A 24,208-nucleotide genomic window follows, 5' to 3' on the forward strand; every position below is an offset into this window, starting at 1 on the left:
AAAAAGGACACGGGCCAGCCATCCCCTGGCCTGACCCTTGCATACCCGCGACAACAACACACCCAACACCGCCATCAAGGAGACCCATGACTGTTGCCACCACCGTCCGCAAGGCCGTTTTCCCCGTTGCTGGCCTGGGCACGCGCTTTTTGCCCGCCACCAAGGCATCGCCCAAGGAGATGCTGCCCGTGGTGGACAAGCCGCTGATCCAGTACGCCGTGGAAGAGGCCTACGCCGCTGGCATCCGCCACATGATCTTCGTGACCGGCCGCAGCAAGCGCGCCATCGAAGACCATTTCGATACGGCGTACGAGCTGGAGGCCGAGCTGGAAGCCGCCAACAAGAAGGAACTGCTGGCGCTGGTACGCTCCATCCAGCCCGACGACATGGACTGCGCCTTTGTGCGCCAGCCCCGCTCGCTCGGCCTGGGCCACGCCGTGCTGTGCGCTGAGCCCCTGGTGGGCAAGGAGCCCTTCGCCGTGCTGCTGGCCGACGACCTGATGGTCGGCCCCCCCGGCGGCCAGCCCGTGCTGGCCCAGATGGCCACCGCCTTCCGCCAGCAAGGCCGCTCGGTCATCGCCGTGCAGGAAGTGCCGGAAGACCAGGTGCACAAGTACGGCATCGTGGCGGGCGAGCCCGCTGGCGGCCCGCTGATTCGCATCGAACGCATTGTTGAAAAGCCCAAGGCCGATGTCGCCCCCTCGCGCATGGGCGTGGCAGGCCGCTACATCCTCACCCCCGGTGTGTTCGACGAAATCCGCAACCAGCCACGCGGCGTGGGCGGCGAAATCCAGCTCACCGACGGCATCGCCCGCCTGATGCAGCACGAAGCCGTGTACGCCTTCCAGTACCAGGGCAAACGCTATGACTGCGGGAGCAAGGAAGGCTTCTTGGAAGCGACCGTGGAGCTGGCCTTGCAGCACCCGCAGGTGGGGGCGCACTTCCGGGAATATCTGAAGGCATTGGCGCTGTAAGCCACCGCCCCATCCGTCAATCCATGCAGGAAGCGCCCCTAGCGCTTCCACTTTGATAGCTGCTAACGCTTACCCAATGGGCGCTAGCAGCTATTTTTATGCCTATCTGCGACGCAGGATGTGAATGAACTCCTCACCCTCCGTCTGCTGCTCCACCAGCTCGTTGCCCGTCTGTTTGGCAAACGCCTGGAAGTCGCGCAGCGAGCCGCCATCGGTGGCCACCACCTTGAGCAGCTGGCCGCTGGCCATGTCGGAGAGCGCTTTTTTGGCCTTGAGGATGGGCAGGGGGCAGTTCAGGCCCCGGGTGTCGATTTCTTTGTGGATGTCCATGGTGTGGTTCTCTTCTAGTCCTTGGGCGGCAGGTTCAGGCCACGGCGGCGCTCCTCATTTTCCTCTGCCGTGAAGAACACGGGCTCGTGCCCCCGCGTGCGCAGCCAGTCGGCCAGCGCGTAGCCGGTGCCTGCGGGCCAGCACTTGAGTTCATGCAGGTCATAAAAGCGGTAGTCCACCAGCTCGGGCGATAGCTTGACCTGCCCCTTAGCCACCACGTGGTAGGCAATGATGATCTGGTTCATGCGCAGGAACTCATACGCCCCCACCAGGGTGGTGGACTGCACGTCGAGGTTGGTTTCTTCCTTCACCTCGCGCGCAATGCCCTCCTGGGGCGACTCGCCCGCCTCCATGAAGCCGGTGATCAGCGCAAACATCTTGGCCGGCCAGGCCGCGTTGCGCGCCAGCAGCACCTTGCCATCCACCTCCACGATCGCAGCCAGCACAGGCGTGGGGTTGTTCCAGTGGGTCCAGCCGCAGGCCGGGCAGCGCAGGCGCTCCTTATCGCCGCCGTCTTCGGCCAGGGTGATGGGCTGCAGCGCGGTGCCGCAGTGGGTGCAGTGGCGAACTTCGTAGTGCATGATTTACTATTATTTTGATAGCTACTAGCGCCTATCCATCGCGCGCAAGCAGCCAATTTCATTCACATTTTGCAGACCCGGCGGCGCTGGGACACGCCTTTAGGCCGGGAACACGCCGGTGGACAGATAACGGTCGCCCCGGTCGCAGACCACAAACACGATGGTGGCGTTGCTCTCGCGCGCGGCGATCTGCTGCGCCACCCAGCAGGCGCCCGCGGCCGAAATGCCTGCAAAGATGCCTTCTTCGCGCGCCAGGCGGCGGCACATGTCTTCGGCGTTGTCCTGGCTCACGTACACCAGCTCGTCCACGGTGCTGGCGTCGTAAATCTTGGGCAAATATTCCTGCGGCCACTTGCGGATGCCCGGGATGCGCGAGCCTTCCTCTGGCTGCGCGCCGATGATCTGGATGCCGGGGTTCTTCTCTTTGAGGAACCGCGACACACCCGTGATCGTGCCCGTGGTGCCCATGGCGCTCACAAAGTGCGTGATGCGCCCACCCGTCTGCTCCCAGATCTCGGGGCCGGTGGTTTCGTAGTGGATACGCGGGTTGTCGGGGTTGGCAAACTGGTCCAGCACCTTGCCCTCGCCGCGCTTTTGCATGGCCTCGGCCAGGTCGCGGGCGTGTTCCATGCCACCGCTCTTGGGGGTGAGCACCAGCTCGGCGCCAAAGGCCTTCATGGTCTGCGCGCGCTCGATGGACAAATCCTCGGGCATCACCAGCACCATGCGGTAGCCCTTGATGGCCGCCGCCATCGCCAGCGCAATGCCGGTGTTGCCCGACGTGGCCTCGATCAGCGTGTCACCGGGGCGGATGTCGCCCCGCTCCTCGGCGCGGCGGATCATGGACAGCGCGGGCCGGTCCTTGACCGAACCTGCCGGGTTGTTGCCCTCCAGCTTGCCCAGCACCACGTTGCCACGCGCCCCGTTGTCCTGCGCCCCAATGCGCTGCAGCGCCACCAGCGGCGTGTTGCCCACCGCGTCTTCAATCGTCGGATATTTCATGCGCCCTACTGTGCCATAATTTGGGGCTTCACGAATTCCAGCCCGGGTGGTGAAATTGGTAGACGCAGGGGACTCAAAATCCCCCGCCGCAAGGCGTGCCGGTTCGATTCCGGCCCCGGGCACCATCTAATGCTCTCAGATAGCATCAAGACGGATCAAACCCGCTACATCTCATAGGTGTAGCGGGTTTTTCTTTGTCTCGCGTCACCTCACTAGCTACCATGACATACCAACAAATTGTTGGTATCTGCGTAGGTATCTGGAAATACCAACGCCAGAGATACCAACAAAAGGGGCATCCATGGCATTGACAGATACCTTCGTGAAGAACGTGAAACCCACTGGGTCCAAAGCGGGCGAAAAGTACGCAGATGGTCAGGGGCTGTATCTCCACGTCAAAGGCGCGGGTAAATACTGGCGGATGAGCTACCGCTTCCTGGCAAAGCAGAAAACCCTAGCGTTGGGTGTGTAGGCGTGAACACGCTGCACTAGCTTGCGACAGTTCTCCGTAGAGCGGCCCAGGTTCACCCCGTGGGGCCGCGCGAGGGCCGCATTAGGGCCGGTTTTGCCAGCTATCTCGGCGACCCACTCCCCGCTGCGGAGAATCTCTTTTACGCGCATCCAGAGGCGCCTCTTCTTGCCCACAGCCAGGCCGCAGTGGCCGGTGCGAGTGGCCCATGTACCGGTTCGCGACCGCCGAGAGAATCACAGAGGGTCAGGACGCGTCATAGCGTTTGATTTGCGCCACAAGCAAGACGCGTCGAAAAATGTTGGTATTTTTGACGGCACTTTTTGAAAACAAAAATCAAAAACATAGATTTCATGCGGCCTACGGGCTGATTTGCGATTCCGGCCCCGCCCTGGTGTTGCTCCCACTCGTGGAGGAGGTGGCACGAAGTGGGGTGCCGCATGGGCTGCTATCAGCGGCTCTCTTTCGCCCTGCGTTGGACTGTGCTGGGCTTGAGGATTTCCGAGGACACCAACTCGAGCATGGGGTTGGTATCAATGCGGCAGTGGGCGACGACCCAGCGGTAGATGGCTTTCGCGCACTACAGCACGCGGCCCGCTTGGTCGGCGGTGCCCCTTACTTCAACCTGCTTGACGGCTTCCCTCAGGTCTCGGGCTTGAGGCTGGCCATGGGGCATGAACCAAGGGTGGGGAAGACGCCGTTTTCGACTGAGGGTTGTATGCTGCCCAGGGCTCCCAGCCTGCAGGCTAGTGTTCGATCCAGTTGCGGGCCATGGCTTCGAGGGGGTCACTGTTTTGGTGGATGACCAGGGCCTTCTGCTCCTTGCGGACTTTTTTGTGCCCGGCTACCCCCTGCGCCGCTGCGCCGCGCGCAGCTCCTCCAGTGCCTCTTCCACAGCACGCCGGTACTCTGGCGTGAGCCCTTCGCTCTTGAGTTCCCGCTCGTGAAACGACACGCGGCGCGGGTTTTTGATGAGGTCCTGGATCACGATGCCCTTGAGTTTCAGATAGACAGCCTGGTTCATGGGGGTCTCCTGCAGGTGCCAAGGACACGATGATCCACCCAAACGGGCGGGCAAGGCCATGGAATTGTTGCCCTTGCGCCACCCGTCCTATCCATGCAGGGTCACTGGGGCACGGGGTCGCTGCGCGACACCCGCTGGGCTGCCAGGGTGATGAAGTCCTGTTCGTAGGCACCGACCGAGGCCACGGCCCGCAGCCGCTGTGCGGGGGTCATGGTGGCGTGCACTGCCGCAAAACCGGCGCAGCCTTCTTCCACCAGCGCCTGGGCGTAGCGCTGGTAGGCCGCGTCCGGGGAGGTGTTGAGGCGGGCCAGGTAGCCGCGCACCAGCGTGCGGGCCTGGTCAGTGTTGCCGCGCTCCTGCGCCATCTGGCGCAGCACCTGGACCAGGTCCGTCTGGCGGCGCAGGCGTTCGGCGTAGGTGCGCTGCGGGTCGAAGGACGACTGGGCGATGTAGCGGCGCAGCGCGGCCTTCTGGGGCTCCTGCAGGCTGCCGTAGAAGTCTTCGGTGCGCGATAGCAGTTGCTGATAGCGGTGCTCGCGCAGCTTGTCCGGGGTGGGGTCGAGCCACTCCTTTTTCCAGTCGGCATTGCTGTCAGCCTGCCTTTTTTGCAGGCTGCGGAGCTGGGCTTCGGACAGGTCCGAAGCCAGCCACACCAGCGACGGCTCGGCCCGGGCCAGCAGCTGATCGATCTGGGTGCGCAGGTCGGCGTAGGCGCGGCAGGCCTGCTCGGGGGACATGGGGGCGGGCAGCTGCTGGCGCAGCTTTTGCAGCAGCCCGGCGTGCTCGGGCAGCAGGGTGTCGCGGTGCCAGCGGTGCAGCTCGGCCAGCTCGTCACGCACCCGCTCGGCCTGCGGCTGCGACAGGTCCAGATACCGGTTCAGTTGCCAGGCCAGCAACTGCGGGGCCTGGCCGTAGGCCAGCTTCACGGTGCTGCAGCCTGCCAGGAGCAGGCCAGCCAGCACCAGGGCGACCACACCGATAGTGGTGCGAAGAGGAAACATGGGCAGACCTCGCAAAGAAGGCCGCAGGATAGAACGGCGGCCCGGCAAGTGCCTGTGCGCGCCCGAATACCCAGTCAGGCATCTCTGAATTGCGACTGGACGCATCGCCCGGGTCAATGCCGGGGCACTGGCCAGTGCACCCGGCGGGGGGCTCGTACAGGGCGCTTCAGTTGTCCTGCCGCCGAATCAGCTGGCGGCCGCTGGCCGTGATGGCCAGATCTCCCCCAGGCCCCTTGGTGACAAACCCCCACTCCAGCAGGCGCCCGGAGACATGGTCCTTGAGCGCGTGGGGCAGGGTGATGATTTCGCCCATCTCCAGTTGCTTGAGGGTTGCAATCTCGTCCACGGTGGGGTCGAAATGCGGAGCGTGGTAAGTGGTCATGGTGGTCGCTCTCCAACAAAGTTGCTGAATGAAAGACAGACTTCCGCGCAGCCAGATTAGTTCACCGCCCGGGTGGACGCAAGCGCGTCATCCCGCAACCGGAGCGCCCGCCGCCTCGGCCATCTGCTGCAGCCAGCGCGCAAACGTGGCCAGCACCGGGGGCTGGACCTGCGCGGGGCTGATGAGGTAATACGCCCGCTCACCACGCAACGGGCGGTTGCAGGCCACCACCAGCTCGCCGCTGGCAAGCTCGGCCTCGATGAGCAGCGGCGGGATCAGCGCCACGCCCATGCCGTGCGTGGCCGCCACGGCCAGCATGGAGAACAGCTCGTAGCGCGGGCCATCGAGCGCATGCGGCGCATCCACCGCCATCGCATCGAACCACTGGCGCCAGCCGTAGGGGCGTGTGCTTTGCTGCAGCAGGGGCAGGTCGGCCAGCGCCTCGGCGGCCACCGGCTGGTGGGCGCGGCCCAGCCCCCGGGGCGCAGCAGATTCGAGCAGGCGGGGGCTGCACACGGGCACCACGTCTTCGTGCATCAGTAACTGCGCCTGCACGCCTGGCCAGTTGCTCACCTGCTCGGCCGTGCCCGCGTACAGCGCGGCGTCAAACGTGGTGTCGGCAAACAAAAAGGGCCGGGTCTGGGTGTCGATGTGCACCACGATGTCGGGGTGCGCCTGCGCCAGCTGCGGCAGGCGCGGGATGAGCCAGCGCGTGGCAAACGTGGGCACCGCCGCCAGCGTGATGGTGCCGCCCTCGCCCTGGTGGGCCATCACGTCGAGCGTGTCGCGCTCCAGCCCCTGCAGCCAGCGCGCCACCTGGCGGCCATAGTGCGCGCCCGCAGGCGTCAGCACCACCCCGTGGCGCGTGCGGCGGAACAGTGCCACGCCCAAAAATTCTTCCAGCGCCTGGATCTGGCGCGACACGGCGCTTTGGGTGAGCGACAGCTCCTGCGCGGCGCGGGTGTAGCTCTCGTGGCGGGCGGCGACTTCAAAACAGGCCAGGGCCTGGGTCGATGGAATGTTGCGGCGCATGATGAAGAGGAACTTGTAAGGAGTCAGCCAGCCCTTAAAGCTGTCTGCGGCAAGTATTCCATACATTCCATAAACGCATGTCTGGATGAAAAGAACTCGCTTGCGGGCCATAGCTCCCAGGCCTACGATGCGTTCCAGATTCGTTTTTTCTTCCCTTTCCTGACCTGGAGACACACATGGCCCACGCCGCTTTTCAATGGGATGACCCGTTCCTTCTGAGCCAGCAACTGACGGACGACGAGCGCGCCATCCGCGACGCGGCAGCCGTGTATTGCCAGGACAAGCTGGCCCCCCGCGTGCTGGATGCCTTCCGCCACGAAAAGATGGACGTGAGCATCTTCCGCGAGATGGGCGAAGTGGGTCTCCTGGGCCCCACCATCCCCGAGCAGTACGGCGGCCCCGGCCTGTCGTACGTGGCCTATGGCCTGATCGCCCGCGAGGTGGAGCGCGTGGATTCGGGCTACCGCTCGATGGCCAGCGTGCAGTCGTCGCTGGTGATGGTGCCCATTTATGAATTCGGCAGCGAAGCCCAGCGCCAGAAGTACCTGCCCAAGCTGGCCAGCGGCGAGTGGATTGGCTGCTTTGGCCTGACCGAGCCCGACCACGGCTCCGACCCCGGCAGCATGGCCACGCGCGCCTACAAGGTCGATGGCGGCTACAAGCTCAAGGGCAGCAAGATGTGGATCACCAACAGCCCCGTGGCCGACGTGTTCGTGGTCTGGGCCAAGGAAGTGTCCGAAGGCGGCGCTGTGGGCCCCATCCGCGGCTTTGTGCTGGAAAAGGGCTGGAAGGGTCTGACGGCCCCCGCCATCCACGGCAAGGTGGGCCTGCGCGCCTCCATCACAGGCGAGATCGTGATGGACGATGTGTTCGTGCCCGAAGAAAACGCGTTCCCTGAAGTGCAGGGCCTCAAAGGACCCTTCACCTGCCTGAACAGCGCGCGCTACGGCATCGCCTGGGGCGCCCTGGGCGCGGCCGAATTCTGCTGGCACACGGCCCGTCAGTACACGCTGGACCGCAAGCAGTTTGGCCGCCCCCTGGCCGCCAACCAGCTCATCCAGAAGAAGCTGGCCGACATGCAGACCGAGATCGCCATCGGCCTGCAGGCCTGCCTGCAGTTCGGCCGCATGAAGGACGCGGGCACGGCCAGCGTGGAAGGCACCTCCATCATCAAGCGCAACAGCTGCGGCAAGGCGCTGGACATTGCCCGCCTGGCACGCGACATGATGGGCGGCAACGGCATCAGCGACGAGTTCGGCGTGGCGCGCCACCTGGTGAACCTAGAAGTGGTGAACACCTATGAAGGCACGCACGACGTGCACGCGCTGATCCTGGGCCGGGCACAGACCGGGATCGCCGCGTTCGCCAACTGAAGCAAAGAAGACCTTCTGGCCGCTGCACGCTGCACGCTGCGGCGGTGAGAACTCCCCTCTCCCCTCGCGGGAGAGGGGCCGGGGGAGAGGGGGCAGCGGCGCAAGCGGTGTGCCTGATCGCCCCCTCTCCCCCACCCTCTCCCGCGAGGGGAGAGGGAGTTGAACAGGGCACACCCCGCAACTTCCAAGCTTTTTAGGCCGTTTCCGCGCTCTGGACATGCCTTAAAAGCTATCAATTTAATAGTACCCATGACCACATCCCACTCCAACGCTGGCGCCCTCGCAGGCATCAAGGTCCTCGACCTCTCCCGCGTGCTCGCGGGCCCCTGGTGCACGCAGGTGCTGGCCGACCTGGGGGCGGATGTGGTGAAGGTAGAACGCCCCGGCGTGGGCGACGACACGCGCCAGTGGGGCCCGCCCTTTTTGAAGGACGCCGAGGGCAACGACACCAACCAGGCCAGCTACTACACCGCTTGCAACCGCAACAAGCGCTCGGTCACCATCGACATGGCCTCGCCCGAGGGCCAGGCGCTCATCAGGCAGATGGTGCTGGAGGCCGACATCGTGGTCGAGAACTTCAAGGTCGGCGGCCTGAAGCAGTACGGCCTGGACCATGAGAGTCTGCGGGCACTCAACCCGCGCCTCATCTACTGCTCGGTCACCGGTTTCGGGCAGGACGGCCCCTATGCCGAGCGCGCGGGCTACGACCTGATGGTGCAGGCCATGACGGGCCTGATGAGCATCACCGGCCAGGCCGACACCGAACCCGGCGGCGGCCCCATGCGCGTGGGCGTGGCCGTGATCGACCTGTTCACCGGCCTGTACGCCAGCAACGCCATCCTGGCCGCGCTGCACGTGCGCGACAACGCCGTTAACGGCACGGGCCAGGGCCAGCACATCGACATGGCGCTGCTCGACGTGGGCATGGCCGTGCTGGCCAACCAGGCATCGGGGTTTCTCGCCACGGGCAAGGCGCCCGGGCGCATGGGCAACAGCCACCCGAGCCTGGCGCCCTACCAGGACTTCGCGACCGCCGACGGCAACATGCTGCTGGCCATCGGCAACGACGGGCAGTTCCAGCGCTTTTGCGCCGCGGCCGGCCAGCCCCAGTGGGCCACCGACCCCCGCTATGCCACCAACACGCTGCGCGTGAAGCACCGCACCGACCTGATCCCCGCCATGGAAGCCGTGACCCGCACGCGCACCACGGCCGACTGGATCACCCTGCTGGAAGACAAGGCCGTGCCCTGCGGCCCGATCAACACCATTGCCCAGGCGTTCGATGACGCGCAGGTGAAGGCGCGCGGCCTGGCCGTGACGCTTCCGCGCTGGAAGGACGGCAAGGCCGCCACGGACAGCGTGCAGCACATCACCGGCGTGGCCAGCCCTCTGCGCCTGTCGGCCACGCCGCCGGTGCTGCGCAATGCGCCGCCGGCGCTGGGACAGCACACGGATGAAGTGCTCGCCGAGATGGGGCTGGATGCGGCGCGCATTGCGGCGCTGCGGGCGCAGGGCGTGGTGTAGCCGCGCGCAAAGCCACTCGACGCACATCAAACAATGCCCCGCACCGACAGGATGCGGGGCATTGTTCTTTCTGGGCCTAAGGTGCTGAATGCCCCGGCAAAGCGGCCGACGCCAGCAGGCAGTCCGTTACCTCGTCCGAGAAGCGCATCCACCGGCCGTCCAGCCACAGCGCGTCCGATCCGTTCGGATCGGGTGCAGCAGGCGGCACGCCGTGATCCAGCAGTGCCTGGGCACAGCCCGCCCAGTCACCACCGTCTTCGGGCGTGTTGATGGAACCCCAGGCAAGCGCGCCACAGGCGTTGTCCTCAAAACCATGCCGTGCCTGCCAGCGCGCGCCGTGCTCCAGCAAGAAGCGGGTGAGCACTGCATCGCCCCGGAAGATGGCGTGGTGCAGCGCCGTGCCGTCCCAGTCGCCGCCCGGCGTGTCGATGGGCCAGCCCAGGCGCACCATCAGCCGCACGGCATCGCCGCAGTCCGGCTGCGCGGCCAGCTCGGGCAGCAGGCGCTGCAGGGTGGGCGTCAGCCGCTGCACCAGGCCCGGCTGGGCGGCCAGCAAAACATGCGCCTGCGCTTCGTCGCCCTGCGCACAGGCCGCGACAAAAGCTTCGCCGGGGGGGATGTCGCCCACACCCTGCACACCGCGCAGAAAGGCTGCAACCTCCGGCAGGCCGTAGCGCAACGCCTGGATGTGCGCGGGGGTGCCCTCGGCAGTGCCCACCGCAGCATCGGCCCCCGCTGCCACCAGCGCCTGCACATGGGCCTGCGACCTGCGGCGGCGCAGCGCCCACAGCAGCGGCGCGGCGCCGGGGGCGCTGCCACCCAGGGGTTCGTTGGGGTCTGCGCCATGGGCCAGCAGCAGTTGCAGTGCGGGCAGGTCGTCCATGTCGAGCACGTGGTGCAGGGCGTTGGTGCCAGACACCCGTGCACCCGCCTCCAGCAGCAGGCGCGTGCACTCCAGGCTGCCCAGCGCGTGGTACAGCGACTCGCCATCGTTGGGGTTGGCCCCCGCCGCCAGCAGCAGGCGGGTGATGCCCGCATGGTGGTTAGCACCCACCGCGCCGTACAGGGCTGAGAGCGGGTGCGAAGTATCCGGAGCCTGCAGCGATGCAGGGGGCCAGCGGCTGCCCACGCGCTGATTGGCATCTGCGCCCGCACGCAGCAGCAGGTCGGCGCAGGCCAACAACCCGTCGGCAAACGCGGGCAGCCGCGCCAGGCTGGAATGGGTGACGGCGATCAGCGGCGGCAGCTGCAGTGGCCCGCCGGGCTGGTGCACCCAGGCAGGGTCGCGCGCCACCTGGTCGCGCAGCCGGGCCACATCGCCCACGGCGCAGGCCAGCCAGATGTCCTGCTCTGCCTGCGGCATGGCGCCCTCGGCCCACAGCTGCTCGGCCAACGCAGGCCGCGCGGTGTGGTTGCCACCGGCAATGTCGCCCGCATACACCAGCCGCAGCCACAGTTGCGTGGCGCGCGCGGGGTCATCCACCAGTGCGCGGCGGGCCAGCACAAGCGCCTGGAACTGCGGCCACGAGGCAAAGCCATGCTCGCGCGCCAGGCACCACTGCGCATGGTGCAGGCGCAGATCGGTGCCTGCGGGCAAGGCCAGCGGCTGCAGGCGCGCCAGTGCGGCGGCATCGCCTGCGCGGGCCTCGGCCAGCAGGGTTTTGGCTTGTTTCTTGAGGTGGCCCAGATCGGGCCGGGGGGGAAGACGTTTCACGAGAACCTCCGTGCATCGAACACCGACGGCCTGCAGTTCCGGCAGCACAAAGGAAGAAAAGGTCAACAACGCATGGTGTTGGCAAGTGGGTTGCACCCTGTCCGCAGGCCCGGGCGCGGCTTGCTTCCGCGCAGGGCGGCATCTTACCCGCGCGCTTCAGCAAAATGCTTGTACAAAAAATTACAAACAGCCCACAATGCGTCAGAACCTGCTTTAAAAACCCATATCGCGCTACATGCATGGCATGTGTGGTGCGTATCTGCAGTCTTCTTCGCTCCCCCACGCTGGTTGCCACAAAAACCAAGGAGTCCGCCATGAAGCTCAGCCTCAAGCTCCCCCTCGCCTTCACCGTGGCCTTGCTGCTGCTGTTTGCGGCAGCACTGTTCGGCATCAGCCGCCTGAACCAGGCGCTGGACACCTACCAGACCACGGTGGCGCAAAGCTTCGAGAACGAACGGCTCGCAGCCGCCATGCTCAACAACTTCAAGGTGCAGGTGCAGGAATGGAAAAACGTGCTGCTGCGCGGCAAGGACCCGGCCCAGCTCACGCGCTACTGGGCCGCGTTTGAAAAGCAGGAAAAGGCCATCAAGGACGAGGCGCAAAAGCTGATCGCCGCCCTGCCCCCGGGCGATGGGCGCGAGCGCGTGAGCCAGTTTGCGCAGGCCCACGAACGCATGGGCGCGGCCTACCGCAAGGGGTTTGAAGCCTTCAAAGCCGCCGACCACGACCCGCAGGTGGGGGACAAGGCCGTGGCGGGCATGGACCGCGAGCCCTCGCAGCTGCTGGACCAGGCGGGCGACCTGATCGCCAAGGCCAGCAGCGAGGTGGCCGAACGCGCCGCCGCCACCGCGCAGCGCGCCACCACCATCAGCCTGGGCGTGATGCTGGTGGTGTGTGCCCTGGGCATTGCGGGGGCCGTGGCCTTCAGCCGCACCGTGGTGAACCCGCTGGACAACGCGGTGCGCGTGTCGCAGGCCGTGGCCGGGGGCGACCTGACGGTGGCGCGGCATGTGCAGGGCAAGGACGAGATCGCGATGCTGCTCAACGCGCTGCATGCCATGCAGCAAAGCCTGTCGCGCGTGGTGGCCGGGGTGCGCCACAACGCTGACAGCGTGGCCATGGCCAGCACCGAAATCGCGCAGGGCAACAACGACCTGAGCGCGCGCACCGAGCAACAGGCGAGCGCGCTGGAGGAAACCTCGGCGTCGATGGAAGAGCTGAGCTCCACCGTGCAGGCCAACGCCGAAAACGCGCGCCAGGCCAACCAGCTGGCGGTGAGTGCGAGCACCGTGGCCGTGCAGGGCGGCGATGTGGTGGCCGAGGTGGTCACCACGATGAAGGGCATCAACGACAGCAGCAAGAAGATCGCCGACATCATCAGCGTGATCGACGGCATCGCCTTTCAAACCAACATCCTCGCGCTGAACGCCGCTGTGGAGGCGGCGCGCGCGGGTGAGCAGGGCCGGGGTTTTGCCGTGGTGGCGAGCGAGGTGCGCAACCTCGCGCAGCGCAGTGCCGAAGCCGCCAAGGAGATCAAGGGCCTGATCCACGCCAGCGTGGAGCGCGTGGAACAAGGCACCACGCTGGTAGACAAGGCGGGCGCCACCATGACCGAAGTGGTGGCCTCCATCCGCCGCGTGACGGACATCGTGGGCGAGATCAGCGCCGCCAGCAGCGAACAAAGTGCGGGCGTGGCCCAGGTGGGTGAAGCGGTGATGCAGATGGACCAGGCCACGCAGCAGAACGCGGCCCTGGTCGAACAAAGTGCCGCCGCCGCCGACAGCCTCAAGGTGCAGGCGCAGCAGCTGGTGCAGGCGGTGGCAGTGTTCCGGCTGGCAGAGACGGATGCCCCGGCCCTGGCAAACCCCACGGCGCCCGTGGGCCGCCAGCCCCGGCTGGCCGCGACCTGAGCGGCTTTCTATGGAAAAAAAGGTCGTTACCGCGCGTCCATCATGCCCTTATAGCTATATATTTAATAGCATTACAGCGTTATCGGACAGGGCGGGGGGCGTTGCCAGGCCCGCTCAGGCTGCCACGGCCTCGGCCACCGCAGGCGTGGCCTGCTGGGGTGTGGCCAGCGTGGGCGATGCCAGCTTGCGCAGGTAGGCCATGGTCTGCAGGCAGGCCTGGGCGACCTCGGTGCCCTTCTTCACGAAATGCTCGCGGAAGAAGCGCACATGGTCCTCGTGGTCATGGAAGTCGCGCGGCGTGAGCACGGCCGACATCACGGGCACCTCGGTGTCGAGCTGCACGCGCATCAGTCCATCAATGACAGCGGTGGTCACAAACTCGTGGCGGTAGATGCCGCCGTTGACCACCAGCGCACAGGCCACGATGGCGTCATAGCGCCCGCTGCGCGCGAGCTTGCGCGCCAAGAGCGGAATCTCGAACGCACCGGGCACGTCGAACAGCGCCACCTGCGCGGGCGGCAGGCCGTGGCGGTCGAACTCGGCCAGGGCCGCGTCGCGCGCCTGGTGCACGATGTCCTGGTGCCAGCTGGCACTGATGATGGCCACGCGGGCGCCACGGTGGGCGACGACAGGGGCCAGGGGAGAGACGGAAGAAGTAGCAGAAGACTGATTCATGGGTTCCTCAAAACAGGTCATACCAGAATCAGGGCGCGCGCGAACACGGCACCTGCATAGGGCGGCGCAGGCCCAGCGCCATGCCAGCGCGCAACAAAGCACGCAGGCAAACACCTAGGACCCAGCCACCCATGGCGGGTGCTGTGGGTTTCGCGATCTCTTTCATCCGGACTGTGACCGTCGGCTCTGGTTTCGCACCAGATCTGCTGACCCTGCAGGCCTGCTCCGAAGAACGGCACCGCAGGCGCTCGCGGGCTCTTGCTGGTTTTTCAACCAACAAATACCGCCGGTGGGGAATTCCGCCCCGCCCTGAGAACGCTGTCGGCCCCAAAGGTCATTCGGGGCCGACGGGTAGGATTTTAGGCGGCGGGCACACGGCACGCCGTCGCGCAGGCGATTGCCTGCACTGGCAGTGGCGGTTTCTGTGGCTCGGGCTGTGCTGAACGCCGAAGTCTGTTCAGCGCACGCGCTGAAACCCGCCTTCGGCCCAGGCCGCTGCGCTGGCGGGTGTGAGCTTGAAGGTGGGCGGCGCGGACGCACGGGCCAGTTCCTCGCCCAGCTCGTCCTGCGCACTCAGCGTGGCCGTGGCGCCTTCCTCGTCGGGCACGATGGCCAGCGCCACGCGCAAGCGCTGGCCGTCTGCGGTGGTGATGTGCACGCTCTTGTTCAGTTGCGCGTGCAGTTGCTGCTCATGGCGGCGCACCACCTCGCTCGCGGTCTTGACCAGGGTGTGGAAGGCCGATACGTCGAGCGGCTTGGGGTTCTTCTTGTCGCGGCCCATGGTCCAGGGGCCCACCAGCGCGGGCTCGGCCTCGCCCTTCAAGGTCATGGCCACGGCCCAGCCATCGTCGTCCTCGTTCTTGATGACCTGCGCCGTCCAGCGCCCGTCGCTCCAGCAGCGGGGTTCCTGGATGGTGTCGGGCGTATCGGGTGCGTCGGTCATGGAAAAAAGGCCTGGGTTGCGGGAAAGGGCGCAGAGCATAACGGCAGGGCCCAGTGGCCCCAATTTTCAATAACCGTTGGTTATCGAAAAAGGCCGTGCACTACGAAGGGCTAGTTAGTCCCCAGAAGCGTCGGGCACCACGCCCGCCGTCTCGCGCAGCACGTCGATGAAGGCCTGTGCCGAGGGCGTGGGCGGCTCGCCCAGGCGGGTGATGAGGCCATAGCTGGGCATGCGGTCGGGCAGCTCGACGGGGATGCGCGAGAGCAGGCCCCGGTCCACGTATTTCTGGATCAGCGCGGCGGGCTGCAGCGACATCATGTGCGTGGTGTTCATCAGCTCCAGCGCAAACAGGAAGGACGGCGTCTCCACCACCCCCGCCGTGAGCGCCAGGCCCGCGCCGCCAAACAGATCGTCCGACACCTTGCGCACCGCCGTGGAGGCGGGGTACAGAATCCACGGCCAGTGCGCCAGCTCGGTCAGCGACAGGTCGGTGGCGCCGCGCAGCGGGTGGTGCTGCCCGCCCACCACATGCAGCGGCTCGGCCGACAGGTGGTCGTAGTGGAACTGGCTGCGCTGGTCCTCGGTGGTGAAGCGGCCAATCATCAGGTCGATCTTGCGTTCGGCCAGCCAGGCGATGAGCTGGTCGCTGCTCTGCTCCAGGATCTTGATGACCAAGAGGGGCCGCAGGCGCTGGATCTCGACCACCGACGCCACCAGCACATGCGCGGCCGAGCCGGTGATGGCGCCCACTGTCACATGGCCGTGGCCGCCCTGCTTGAGCGCATTGAATTCATCGACAAACTTGCGCTGCCCATCGAGCGCGGCGCTGGCGTAGCGCAGCGTGAAAAGCCCCAGCTCGTTGGGCCGCATGCCGCGCGAGAGGCGGTCGAACAGGCGCGCTTCCAGTATCTCCTCGATGTCCATCAGGATCTTGGTGGCCGCAGGCTGCGTGACATGCATCTGCTCGGCCGTGAGCCGCAGGTTGCGTGTGCGGCCCAGGATGTCCAGAAACTGCAAATGCCGAAAGCGCAGCCGCGCGCAGGCCTGCGCCAAAGACAAGGGTTTACCCGGAAATTCGTCTGGACTCATAAGCGTTTGGAATGGATTGTCGCAAAACATTCAGTGGACCCGCCGGGGCGTGAAACCTAACCTTCGCCTTGCGTTCATGACGGCTGGCCCCAAAAAGCCGCAGGCGCCGAAGGCCTCGCCAACGGGGTCAGCCATTCCAACGGAGACAAGACACCATGCAATTCACTTCCCTCGCCAAATCCTTGGCGCTTGCCGCCACGCTGCTGGCAGCCCTCGCCGCCCCCGTCGCGGCACAAGTCAAGGAACACACCTTCAAGGTCGGCATCGGCCTGAGCGACGACCACCCGCAGGCCCAGGCCGTGCGCCACTTTGCCGAACGCCTGCAGGCCAAGAGCGGCGGCAAGATGAACGCCAAACTGTTTGCCAGCGGCGCCCTGGGCAACGACGTGAGCATGACCTCGGCCCTGCGCGGCGGCACGCTGGAGATGACGATTCCCGATTCGTCCACGCTGATGTCGCTGATCAAGCCCTTTGGTGTGCTGAACCTGCCCCTCACCTTCAACAACGAGGCAGAAGCCGACGCGGTGCTGGACGGCCCCTTCGGACAGAAGCTGCTGGCCATGCTGCCCGACAAGGGCCTGATCGGCCTGGGCTTCTGGGAAAACGGCTTTCGCCACGTGACCAACTCGCGCCGGGCCATCAACACGGCCGATGATCTGGCAGGCCTGAAGCTGCGCGTAATCCAGAGCCCCTTGTTCCTCGACACCTTCAACGCCCTGGGCACCAACGCCACGCCCATGCCGTTCACCGAGCTGTACACCGCCATGGAACAAAAGGCCGTGGACGGCCAGGAAAACCCGCCCGCCACCATCCTGGCGAGCAAGTTCTATGAAGTGCAAAAGCACCTGGTGCTGTCGCGTCACATGTACAGCGCCTGGGTGCTGCTCATCTCCAAGAAGACCTGGGACGGCCTCTCGGCCGACGAGAAGAAGATCGTGCAGGAGGCCGCCCGCGAGGCCACGGTGTTCGAACGCAAGACCATCCGCGCCTTCAGTGAAACCGCCCTGGGCGAGCTGAAGAAGGCCGGCATGCAGATCACCGAACTGCCCGCCGCCGAACAGGCCAAGCTGCGCACCAAGCTGCAGCCCGTGCTGGCCAAGTACGGCAAGGAGTTTGGCGAAGAGACCACCAGCGAGCTGATGGGCGAGCTGGCCAAGGCGCGGGGCGGCAAGTAAGCCACTGGTTCGTTCCCCGGGGCGCAGCTCCTGGCTGCGCCCAGCCCTTCTTTTGCGACGCTCCGACCCCATGACCAAAACACCCCGCCGCCCCTTCCGCTCCCGCGAATGGTTTGCCGCGCCCGAGCGCTCGGACATGACCGCGCTGTACCTGGAGCGGTTCATGAACTACGGGCTCACACCCGAAGAGCTGCGCTCGGGCCGGCCGATCATCGGCATTGCGCAGACGGGCAGCGACCTGTCGCCCTGCAACCGCATCCACCTGGACCTGGCGCGCCGCGTGCGCGATGGCATCCGCGATGCGGGCGGCATCCCGATGGAGTTCCCCGTCCACCCCATCTTTGAGAACTGCCGCCGCCCCACGGCCGCGCTGGACCGCAACCTGGCCTACCTGGGCCTGGTGGAGATCCTGTACGGCTACCCCATCGACGCGGTGGTGCTGACCACGGGCTGCGACAAGACCACGCCCGCGGGCGTCATGGCCGCGTCCACGGTGGACATCCCGGCCATCGTGCTCTCGGGCGGGCCGATGCTCGACGGCTGGCACGAAGGTCAGCTGGTGGGCTCGGGCACCGTGATCTGGCGCAGCCGCCGCCAGCTCGCGGCGGGCGAGATCGACGAAGAAGAATTCTTGCAGCGCGCCTGCAATAGCGCGCCCTCGGCCGGGCACTGCAACACCATGGGCACGGCCTCGACCATGAACGCGGTGGCCGAGGCGCTGGGCCTGTCGTTGCCGGGCTGCGCGGCCATTCCCGCGCCCTACCGCGAGCGCGGGCAGATGGCGTACGAGACCGGGAGTCGCATCGTGGAGATGGCGTACGAAGACCTGCGCCCCTCGCGCATCCTGACGCGCGAGAGCTTTTTGAACGCGCTCTCGGTGGTCAGCGTGGCCGGCGGCAGCAGCAACGCGCAGGTGCACATCATGGCCATGGCGCGCCACGCGGGCGTGCAGCTCGATGCACAGGACTGGACCGACCATGCCTACGACCTGCCCCTGCTGCTGAACATGCAGCCTGCGGGGCAGTTCTTAGGTGAGCGCTTTTTCCGCGCCGGCGGCGTGCCTGCACTGATGTGGGAGCTACAGCAGGCAGGCAAACTGCATGCCGACTGCGCCAGCGTGACCGGCAAGACGGTCGGCGAGAACCTGCAAGGCCGCGAGACCCATGACCGCGAGGTGATCCGCCCGTTCCACCAGCCACTGATGGAAAAGGCTGGCTTCATGGTGCTCAGCGGCAACCTGTTCGACTTCGGGATCATGAAGACCTCGGTCATCTCCGAGGCCTTCCGCCAGCGCTACCTGAACCGCCCAGGGCAGGAGGGCATCTTTGAAGCCCGTGCCGTGGTTTTTGAAGGCGCAGACGATTACCACGCGCGCATCAACGACCCGACACTGAACATCGACGAAGGCTGCATCCTGGTGATGCGCGGCGCAGGCCCCATCGGCTGGCCGGGCTCGGCCGAAGTGGTGAACATGCAGCCGCCGGACGCGCTGATTCGGCGCGGCATCAACACTTTGCCCACGCTGGGCGACGGACGCCAGTCGGGCACGGCAGACAGCCCGTCCATCCTCAACGCATCGCCCGAAAGCGCCGTGGGCGGGGGGCTGAGTTGGCTGCAAAGCGGCGACACCATCCGCATCGACCTGAACACCGGCCGCTGTGATGCGCTGGTCGCCCCCGAGGAAATCGCGCGCCGACGACGTGACCTGCCCGCCCCGCCCGTGCCCGCGAGCCAGTCGCCGTGGGAAGCGCTGTACCGCGAGAAAACCGGGCAGCTGGCCGACGGCGCCACGCTGGACTTCGCGTTGGGCTTCCGGCGCATTTCTGAAAAGACGCCACGTCACAACCACTGACAACGACCAGGTGGGGCAATCGCGCTCACCCGGCTTTTTTCAAAGGACTCTCCATGAACAACATGACGGCAGCGGCAGTTGCCGAACGGGCTTGTGCGCCCCACGCCACATTGCAAGTGCTTCCCGACGACGGCCTGCAGGGCACGCTGGTGGGCCGTGTGTGGGCGCCCCAAGGGGCGGTGCCCGGCCCGGCCGTGGTGGCACTGCGGCCAGAAGGTGTGTTCGACCTGAGCGCGCACTACCCCACCATGAGCACGCTGCTCGACACCCTGGCGCCCGCCGATGCGGTGCGCACGGCCACCGGCCAGTACCTGTGCAGCGTGCAAGACCTGCTGGCCAACAGCCAGCCCGGCGCGCGCGACGGCACTCGCCCCTGGCTGCTGGCCCCGTGCGATTTGCAGGTGGTAAAAGCTGCGGGCGTGACCTTTGCGGCCAGCCTCATCGAGCGCGTGATCGAAGAGCAGGCGCGCGGCGACGCCTCCCGCGCGCAGGGCCTGCGCAGCCAGGTGATCGGCCTCATCGGCGAGAACCTGGCGGACATCCGCCCCGGCTCGCCCGAGGCCATGCGCCTGAAGGCGCTGCTACAGGACAAAGGCTTGTGGTCGCAGTACCTGGAGGTGGGCATTGGCCCCGACGCCGAGGTGTTCACGAAGGCACCGGTGCTGGCCTCGGTGGGCTGTGGCGACGACATCGGCATCCGCTCCGATTCGGCCTGGAACAACCCCGAGCCCGAGGTGGTGCTGGCCGTGAACAGCCGGGGCCAGATCGTGGGCGCCACGCTGGGCAACGACGTGAACCTGCGCGACATCGAGGGCCGCAGCGCGCTGCTGCTGGGCAAGGCCAAGGACAACAACGCATCGTGCGCACTGGGCCCGTTCATCCGCTTGTTCGACGCCAGCTTCGGGCTGGAACAGGTGCGCAATGAGACGGTGCACCTGCGCGTGGCGGGCACGGATGGCTTTGAGCTGCGCGGCATCAACACCATGGCCAGCATCAGTCGTGACCCTACCGACCTGGTGGCGCAGACGCTGGCCGCGCACCAGTACCCGGATGGGTTCATGCTGTTCATGGGCACGCTGTTCGCCCCCATCGAAGACCGCGACCAGCCGGGCGGCGGCTTCACCCACCACCTGGGCGACCTGGTGTCCATCCAGAGCGCCTGGCTGGGCGGCCTGCACAACCGCGTGGCGCACAGCGAGGCCGCGCCGCCCTGGCGCTTTGGCCTGCGCGCCTTCATGGCCAACCTGGCGCAGCGCGGGCTGCTGCAGGGCGCAGTGCTGTAGTGAATGAAATCCAAATTCGCCCAGCCGTTTGGGGTGAGCGTGTCGAAGCCTCGCGCGGCGCTTCGACAAGCTCAGCGTGAACGGATTGAGGCGAGTGCCGCTGACCCATCAAAAGACACAGGAGACACCCATGCTCAATGCCTTCATCGACCGCTGCTGCCGCTGGATCAACCTGCTCATCGCCCTGGCGCTGGCCGTGATGGTGGCCATGGTGTTCGGCAATGTGGTGCTGCGCTATGCGTTCAACTCCGGCATCACCATCAGCGAGGAGGTCTCGCGCTGGCTCTTTGTGTGGATCACCTTCCTGGGCGCCATCGTTGCGGTGCGCGAGCGTGGGCACCTGGGCACCGACTTCCTGCTGGCGCGCCTTCCGCCGCTGGGCCAGCGCATCTGCCTGGCCCTGAGCTACGCGCTGATGATCTGGTGCACCTGGCTGCTGTTCAGCGGCGCACTGACGCAGGCGCGCATCAACTGGGATGTAGATGCGCCGGTCACCGGTGCATCCATGGCCATCTTTTATGCGTCGGGCGTAGTGTTTGCCGTGGCGGCGGGCCTGCTGCTGGCGCTGGACCTGTGGCGCATCGTGTCGGGACAGATGCCGGACAGCGAGCTGGTGCAGATCTCCGAGTCCGAAGAACTGGCCTCCGTGGGCAGCCAGCTGCCACACGCAGCCCCGGCGCCCACGGCCTCGCGCCAGTGAGCCGCCCACCGCAATGACCTGGAGCGCTCTTCCATGACCGTTTTTATCTTCCTCGGCTCCCTGCTCGCCGCCATGGCCATCGGCGTGCCGATTGCCTACGCGCTGCTGGTGTCCGGCGTCGCACTGATGTGGCACCTGGACCTGTTTGACGCACAGATCCTGGCGCAGAACGTGATCAACGGCGCCGACAGCTTTCCGCTGCTGGCCGTGCCCTTCTTCATGCTGGCGGGCGAGATCATGAACGTGGGTGGGCTGTCGCAGCGCATCGTCAAACTCGCGCTCACGCTGGTGGGGCACAAGCGCGGGGGGCTGGGCTTTGTCGCCATCCTGGCGGCCTGCATGCTGGCGGCGCTGTCGGGCTCGGCGGTGGCCGACACTGCGGCACTCGCGGCCCTGCTGCTGCCCATGATGGTGAAGGCCGGGCACGACAAGGCCCGCGCAGGCGGTCTGATCGCCTCGGCGGGCATCATCGCGCCGGTCATTCCACCCTCCATCGGCTTTGTGGTGTTTGGCGTGGCGGCCAATGTGTCGATCAGCAAGCTCTTTCTGGCGGGCATCGTGCCGGGGCTGCTGATGGGGCTGGCGATTGCGGTCACCTGGTACTGGGTCTCGCAGCGCGAAAACGTCACGCCGCCGGCCAAGGCCTCCACGGCCGAGAAGCTGAAGGCGCTCAAGGAATCGACCTGGGCACTCTTCCTGCCAGTGATCGTGATCGTGGGCCTGAAGATGGGCGTGTTCACGCCCACCGAGGCGGCGGCGGTGGCTGCGGTTTACGCCCTGTTCGTAGCAACGGTGGTGTACCGCGAGCTGCACTGGCGCCAACTGGCAGAGGTGTTCACCAGCGCCGCCAAGACCACAGCGGTGATCATGTTCCTGGTGGCGGCCGCCATGGTCAGCGCCTGGCTCATCACCGTAGCCGACATCCCGCGCCAGCTGGTGGGCCTGCTCAAGCCGCTGATGGAGCACCCCACGCTGCTGCTGATCGCCATCATGGTGCTGGTGATGGCCGTGGGCACCGCCATGGACATGACGCCCACCATCCTCATCCTCACGCCCGTGCTGATGCCCGTGGTGAAGGCCGCAGGCATCGACCCGGTCTATTTCGGCGTGCTGTTCATCATCAACAACGCCATCGGGCTCATCACTCCGCCAGTCGGCACCGTGCTGAACGTGGTGGCAGGCGTGGGCAAGATGCGCATGGACGAGGTCACCCGGGGCGTGATCCCATTCATGGTCGCCCAGTTCGCCATGATGTTTCTGATGGTGCTGTTTCCGTCGATCGTGCTGGTGCCGATGCGGTGGTTCATCGGGTGATCCGCTGTTTGGCTGAAAAACTTAAAGCTTTTTGGCCGCTTCCGCGCATCCATCATGCCTATTTAGCTATCAAAAGAGGAGCTTTCGGCCTTTTGACTGCTCCTCCACCTGCGGTCGGCACACTGGCGCAATGCCTCAGTTCGCCACCGTGAACCGTTTCTGCACATGCCGCGGCGTTTCCAGTTCGTCCACCATCGCCACGGCCAGATCGGCCACGCTGATGCTGCCGGGCTGCTCGCCGTTCATCAGCGGGGCTTCGTCGCCCAGGCGGTACTGGCCGGTGCGCTCGCCGGGCTGCAGCAGGATGGGGGGCGAGAGGAAGGTCCAGTCCAGCGTGTTTTCGGTGCGGATCCAGTTCAGCGCCTCGCGGGCGGCCAAGGCGCCCTGCTTCCATTCAGCGGGGAACTGGGGCGTGTCCACCAGCTGCAGGCCGGGCGCCACAAACAGGCTGCCGGCGCCGCCCACCATCAGGAACCGGCGCACGCCCGCCTGCTTGGTGCCGTCGATGATGGCGCGTGTGCCCTTGAGGAACTGGTCGTGGATGTCGGGCACCGTCCAGCCGGGGTTGTAGGCGCTCACCACGGCGTCGTGGCCTGCGGCGGCCTTGGCCACCTGGGCAGCGTCCTGCGCGTCGGCGGCGACCACCGTGAGGCCTTCGCGGGGGGTGAGCTTGCCAGGGTTGCGGGCCAGCACGGTCACGCGGTGGCCGCGTTGCAGCAGTTCATTCAGCACGGCCGAGCCGACAAAGCCGGTGGCACCAATCAGGGCGATGTTCATGGGAGGTCTCCTGGGGTCAAAGTTGCGATGGGGTGAGATTACGGGCTTGTCAAAGTGCGCGGTAGAGGGCTGAAAATGCCTTCTCCTTGAAGCTGTGCTTCACAATCACCCCATGGAAGACCTCAAACGCATGGCCGTGTTTGCCGCCGTGGTGCAGCACGGATCGATGAGTGGCGCCGCCCGCGCGCTGGGTATGAGCACGTCGGCCGTGAGCCAGCAGGTGCGCAAGCTCGAAAGCGACGGCGGCGTGACGCTGCTGCACCGCTCCACCCGCAAGCTGGCACTCACCGAGGCAGGCCAGCGTTACCACGCGCGCTGCGCCGCCATGTGGGCCGCCGCCGAGCAGGCGCGGGCCGAGCTGGCGGCATCGCGCGATGCGCCCAGCGGCGAGCTGCGCCTGTCGGCCACCGTGGGCTTTGCGCGCCACATTGCGCCCGCCTTGGGGGAGCTTTTGGCGGCGCACCCGGCGCTGCGCCTGCGGCTGCTGGTGGACGATTCGCCCATCGACCTCATCAATGCGCGCATCGACCTGGCGGTGCGGTTCGGGCGGCTTTCGGACTCGACCTGGGCCGCGCGCAGGCTGTGTGGCATGCAGTGGTACCTGGCCGCATCACCGCAGTGGCTGGCAACCCATGGCGCGCCGCGCGACCCCGATGCACTCCTGACCCACAGCTGGCTGGGCTTTGCGCGCGCGGGGGGTGGGCTGCTGCTGGACCTGCACAGCCCGGCGGGCGAACCACGCGCGCTGCGGGTGGAGCCACGCATTGCCAGCAACAACCAGCTGTCCATCCAGCAGATGTGCGAGGCCGGGCTGGGGCTGGCGCTGGTGGGCAGCATGGACGCGCACGAGGCCCTGCAGGCCGGCCGGCTGGTGCGGCTGCTGCCCGAATGGTCGTTTGGCACGCTGGACATCTGGGCCGTGACCCCGCAGCGCGACGCGCAGCCCGCCAAGGTGCGCCAGTCGATTGCGGCGCTGCATGCCTACCTGCGGCAGGTGCCCGGGATCTCGGACTGAGCGCCCGCCCCGCCCGCCTTCCCATTGGTTTTTTATCGCCCAAAGCGACAAATTCCATCGTTGTGCGCG

23 protein-coding genes, 1 tRNA gene and 1 riboswitch are annotated in these 24,208 nt (G+C 66.4%); of the genes, 12 read left to right on the plus strand and 12 right to left on the minus strand.

Going from position 1 to position 24,208, the window contains the following annotated elements:
• Positions 1-86: 86 nt before the first annotated feature.
• Positions 87-974, plus strand: coding sequence for a UTP--glucose-1-phosphate uridylyltransferase GalU (gene galU / locus AvAM_RS00665; RefSeq protein WP_137745289.1), 888 nt, complete (start codon positions 87-89; stop codon positions 972-974).
• 102 nt (positions 975-1,076) lie between these two features.
• Here the strand turns inward: galU and AvAM_RS00670 are convergent, their stop codons facing one another.
• From AvAM_RS00670 to cysM, 3 genes are all read right to left on the minus strand, one after another.
• Positions 1,077-1,304, minus strand: coding sequence for a sulfurtransferase TusA family protein (locus tag AvAM_RS00670; protein WP_137745290.1), 228 nt, complete (start codon positions 1,302-1,304; stop codon positions 1,077-1,079).
• A 14-nt stretch (positions 1,305-1,318) separates the two neighbouring features.
• Positions 1,319-1,885 carry an NUDIX domain-containing protein gene (locus AvAM_RS00675; protein ID WP_137745291.1) on the minus strand — a complete coding sequence of 189 codons (567 nt, stop codon included), beginning with the start codon at positions 1,883-1,885 and terminating at the stop codon, positions 1,319-1,321.
• Between the two features lie 99 nt (positions 1,886-1,984).
• Positions 1,985-2,887: a cysteine synthase CysM gene (gene cysM, locus AvAM_RS00680; protein ID WP_137745292.1), complete on the minus strand. Its 903-nt coding sequence runs from the start codon at positions 2,885-2,887 to the stop codon at positions 1,985-1,987.
• 40 nt (positions 2,888-2,927) lie between these two features.
• Between cysM and AvAM_RS00685 the strand changes: the two genes are divergently transcribed.
• Both AvAM_RS00685 and AvAM_RS00690 read left to right on the plus strand, forming a co-directional pair.
• Positions 2,928-3,012: transfer RNA gene (locus AvAM_RS00685), tRNA-Leu, on the plus strand.
• A gap of 176 nt (positions 3,013-3,188) precedes the next feature.
• A complete protein-coding gene (locus tag AvAM_RS00690) occupies positions 3,189-3,359 on the plus strand; it encodes an Arm DNA-binding domain-containing protein (RefSeq protein ID WP_249367851.1) in 171 nt (56 codons plus the stop codon).
• 841 nt (positions 3,360-4,200) lie between these two features.
• Here the strand turns inward: AvAM_RS00690 and AvAM_RS00695 are convergent.
• The 4 genes from AvAM_RS00695 to AvAM_RS00710 all read right to left on the minus strand — a co-directional run bounded on the left by AvAM_RS00695 (position 4,201) and on the right by AvAM_RS00710 (position 6,795).
• A complete protein-coding gene (locus AvAM_RS00695; protein ID WP_094288260.1) occupies positions 4,201-4,380 on the minus strand; it encodes a hypothetical protein in 180 nt (59 codons plus the stop codon).
• Positions 4,381-4,481: 101 nt separating this feature from the next.
• Positions 4,482-5,381 carry a DUF6279 family lipoprotein gene (locus tag AvAM_RS00700; RefSeq protein WP_137745293.1) on the minus strand — a complete coding sequence of 300 codons (900 nt, stop codon included), beginning with the start codon at positions 5,379-5,381 and terminating at the stop codon, positions 4,482-4,484.
• A gap of 166 nt (positions 5,382-5,547) precedes the next feature.
• Complete coding sequence (locus AvAM_RS00705; RefSeq protein WP_137745294.1) at positions 5,548-5,763, minus strand: hypothetical protein; 216 nt, start codon at positions 5,761-5,763, stop codon at positions 5,548-5,550.
• Positions 5,764-5,850: 87 nt separating this feature from the next.
• Positions 5,851-6,795: a LysR family transcriptional regulator gene (locus AvAM_RS00710; RefSeq protein WP_137745367.1), complete on the minus strand. Its 945-nt coding sequence runs from the start codon at positions 6,793-6,795 to the stop codon at positions 5,851-5,853.
• Positions 6,796-6,971: 176 nt separating this feature from the next.
• On the opposite strand from AvAM_RS00710, the gene AvAM_RS00715 reads away from it, so the two are divergent.
• Entirely contained in the window at positions 6,972-8,168 is a 1,197-nt protein-coding gene (locus tag AvAM_RS00715; RefSeq protein ID WP_137745295.1) for an acyl-CoA dehydrogenase, read from the plus strand.
• A 249-nt stretch (positions 8,169-8,417) separates the two neighbouring features.
• Positions 8,418-9,692: a CaiB/BaiF CoA-transferase family protein gene (locus AvAM_RS00720; RefSeq protein WP_137745296.1), complete on the plus strand. Its 1,275-nt coding sequence runs from the start codon at positions 8,418-8,420 to the stop codon at positions 9,690-9,692.
• Between the two features lie 76 nt (positions 9,693-9,768).
• Here the strand turns inward: AvAM_RS00720 and AvAM_RS00725 are convergent, their stop codons facing one another.
• Positions 9,769-11,406 carry an ankyrin repeat domain-containing protein gene (locus tag AvAM_RS00725; RefSeq protein WP_137745297.1) on the minus strand — a complete coding sequence of 546 codons (1,638 nt, stop codon included), beginning with the start codon at positions 11,404-11,406 and terminating at the stop codon, positions 9,769-9,771.
• 314 nt (positions 11,407-11,720) lie between these two features.
• Between AvAM_RS00725 and AvAM_RS00730 the strand changes: the two genes are divergently transcribed.
• Positions 11,721-13,316 carry a methyl-accepting chemotaxis protein gene (locus AvAM_RS00730; protein WP_137745298.1) on the plus strand — a complete coding sequence of 532 codons (1,596 nt, stop codon included), beginning with the start codon at positions 11,721-11,723 and terminating at the stop codon, positions 13,314-13,316.
• A gap of 114 nt (positions 13,317-13,430) precedes the next feature.
• Here AvAM_RS00730 and AvAM_RS00735 read toward each other — a convergent pair whose 3' ends face one another.
• The 3 genes from AvAM_RS00735 to AvAM_RS00745 form a co-directional block, all read right to left on the minus strand.
• Complete coding sequence (locus AvAM_RS00735) at positions 13,431-13,991, minus strand: 6,7-dimethyl-8-ribityllumazine synthase (RefSeq protein WP_137745299.1); 561 nt, start codon at positions 13,989-13,991, stop codon at positions 13,431-13,433.
• 150 nt (positions 13,992-14,141) lie between these two features.
• Positions 14,142-14,312, minus strand: a riboswitch (FMN riboswitch).
• Between the two features lie 136 nt (positions 14,313-14,448).
• Complete coding sequence (locus tag AvAM_RS00740) at positions 14,449-14,934, minus strand: hypothetical protein (RefSeq protein WP_063462625.1); 486 nt, start codon at positions 14,932-14,934, stop codon at positions 14,449-14,451.
• Positions 14,935-15,048: 114 nt separating this feature from the next.
• Positions 15,049-16,023 carry a LysR family transcriptional regulator gene (locus AvAM_RS00745; RefSeq protein ID WP_137745300.1) on the minus strand — a complete coding sequence of 325 codons (975 nt, stop codon included), beginning with the start codon at positions 16,021-16,023 and terminating at the stop codon, positions 15,049-15,051.
• 155 nt (positions 16,024-16,178) lie between these two features.
• Between AvAM_RS00745 and AvAM_RS00750 the strand changes: the two genes are divergently transcribed.
• The 5 genes from AvAM_RS00750 (at position 16,179) to AvAM_RS00770 (ending at position 22,347) form a co-directional block, all read left to right on the plus strand.
• The gene (locus AvAM_RS00750) at positions 16,179-17,198 is read left to right on the plus strand and encodes a TRAP transporter substrate-binding protein (RefSeq protein WP_137745301.1); all 1,020 of its coding nucleotides are present in this window, start codon (positions 16,179-16,181) and stop codon (positions 17,196-17,198) included.
• 70 nt (positions 17,199-17,268) lie between these two features.
• Positions 17,269-19,050 (plus strand): IlvD/Edd family dehydratase, encoded by a 1,782-nt coding sequence (locus tag AvAM_RS00755; RefSeq protein ID WP_137745302.1) that lies wholly within the window; start codon positions 17,269-17,271, stop codon positions 19,048-19,050.
• A 53-nt stretch (positions 19,051-19,103) separates the two neighbouring features.
• Positions 19,104-20,333 carry a fumarylacetoacetate hydrolase family protein gene (locus tag AvAM_RS00760; RefSeq protein ID WP_171012099.1) on the plus strand — a complete coding sequence of 410 codons (1,230 nt, stop codon included), beginning with the start codon at positions 19,104-19,106 and terminating at the stop codon, positions 20,331-20,333.
• Between the two features lie 130 nt (positions 20,334-20,463).
• Entirely contained in the window at positions 20,464-21,033 is a 570-nt protein-coding gene (locus AvAM_RS00765) for a TRAP transporter small permease (RefSeq protein WP_137745303.1), read from the plus strand.
• A gap of 33 nt (positions 21,034-21,066) precedes the next feature.
• Positions 21,067-22,347: a TRAP transporter large permease subunit gene (locus AvAM_RS00770; RefSeq protein WP_137745304.1), complete on the plus strand. Its 1,281-nt coding sequence runs from the start codon at positions 21,067-21,069 to the stop codon at positions 22,345-22,347.
• A gap of 135 nt (positions 22,348-22,482) precedes the next feature.
• Here AvAM_RS00770 and AvAM_RS00775 read toward each other — a convergent pair whose 3' ends face one another.
• On the minus strand, positions 22,483-23,124 hold the full coding sequence (locus AvAM_RS00775) for an NAD(P)-dependent oxidoreductase (protein WP_137745305.1): 642 nt from the start codon (positions 23,122-23,124) through the stop codon (positions 22,483-22,485).
• Between the two features lie 112 nt (positions 23,125-23,236).
• Here AvAM_RS00775 and AvAM_RS00780 point away from each other — a divergent pair, with 112 nt between their 5' ends.
• On the plus strand, positions 23,237-24,139 hold the full coding sequence (locus tag AvAM_RS00780; RefSeq protein WP_137745306.1) for a LysR family transcriptional regulator: 903 nt from the start codon (positions 23,237-23,239) through the stop codon (positions 24,137-24,139).
• Positions 24,140-24,208 lie beyond the last annotated feature (69 nt).

It is taken from the genome of Acidovorax sp. NB1 (assembly GCF_005405905.1).
Lineage (GTDB): Bacteria > Pseudomonadota > Gammaproteobacteria > Burkholderiales > Burkholderiaceae_C > Acidovorax.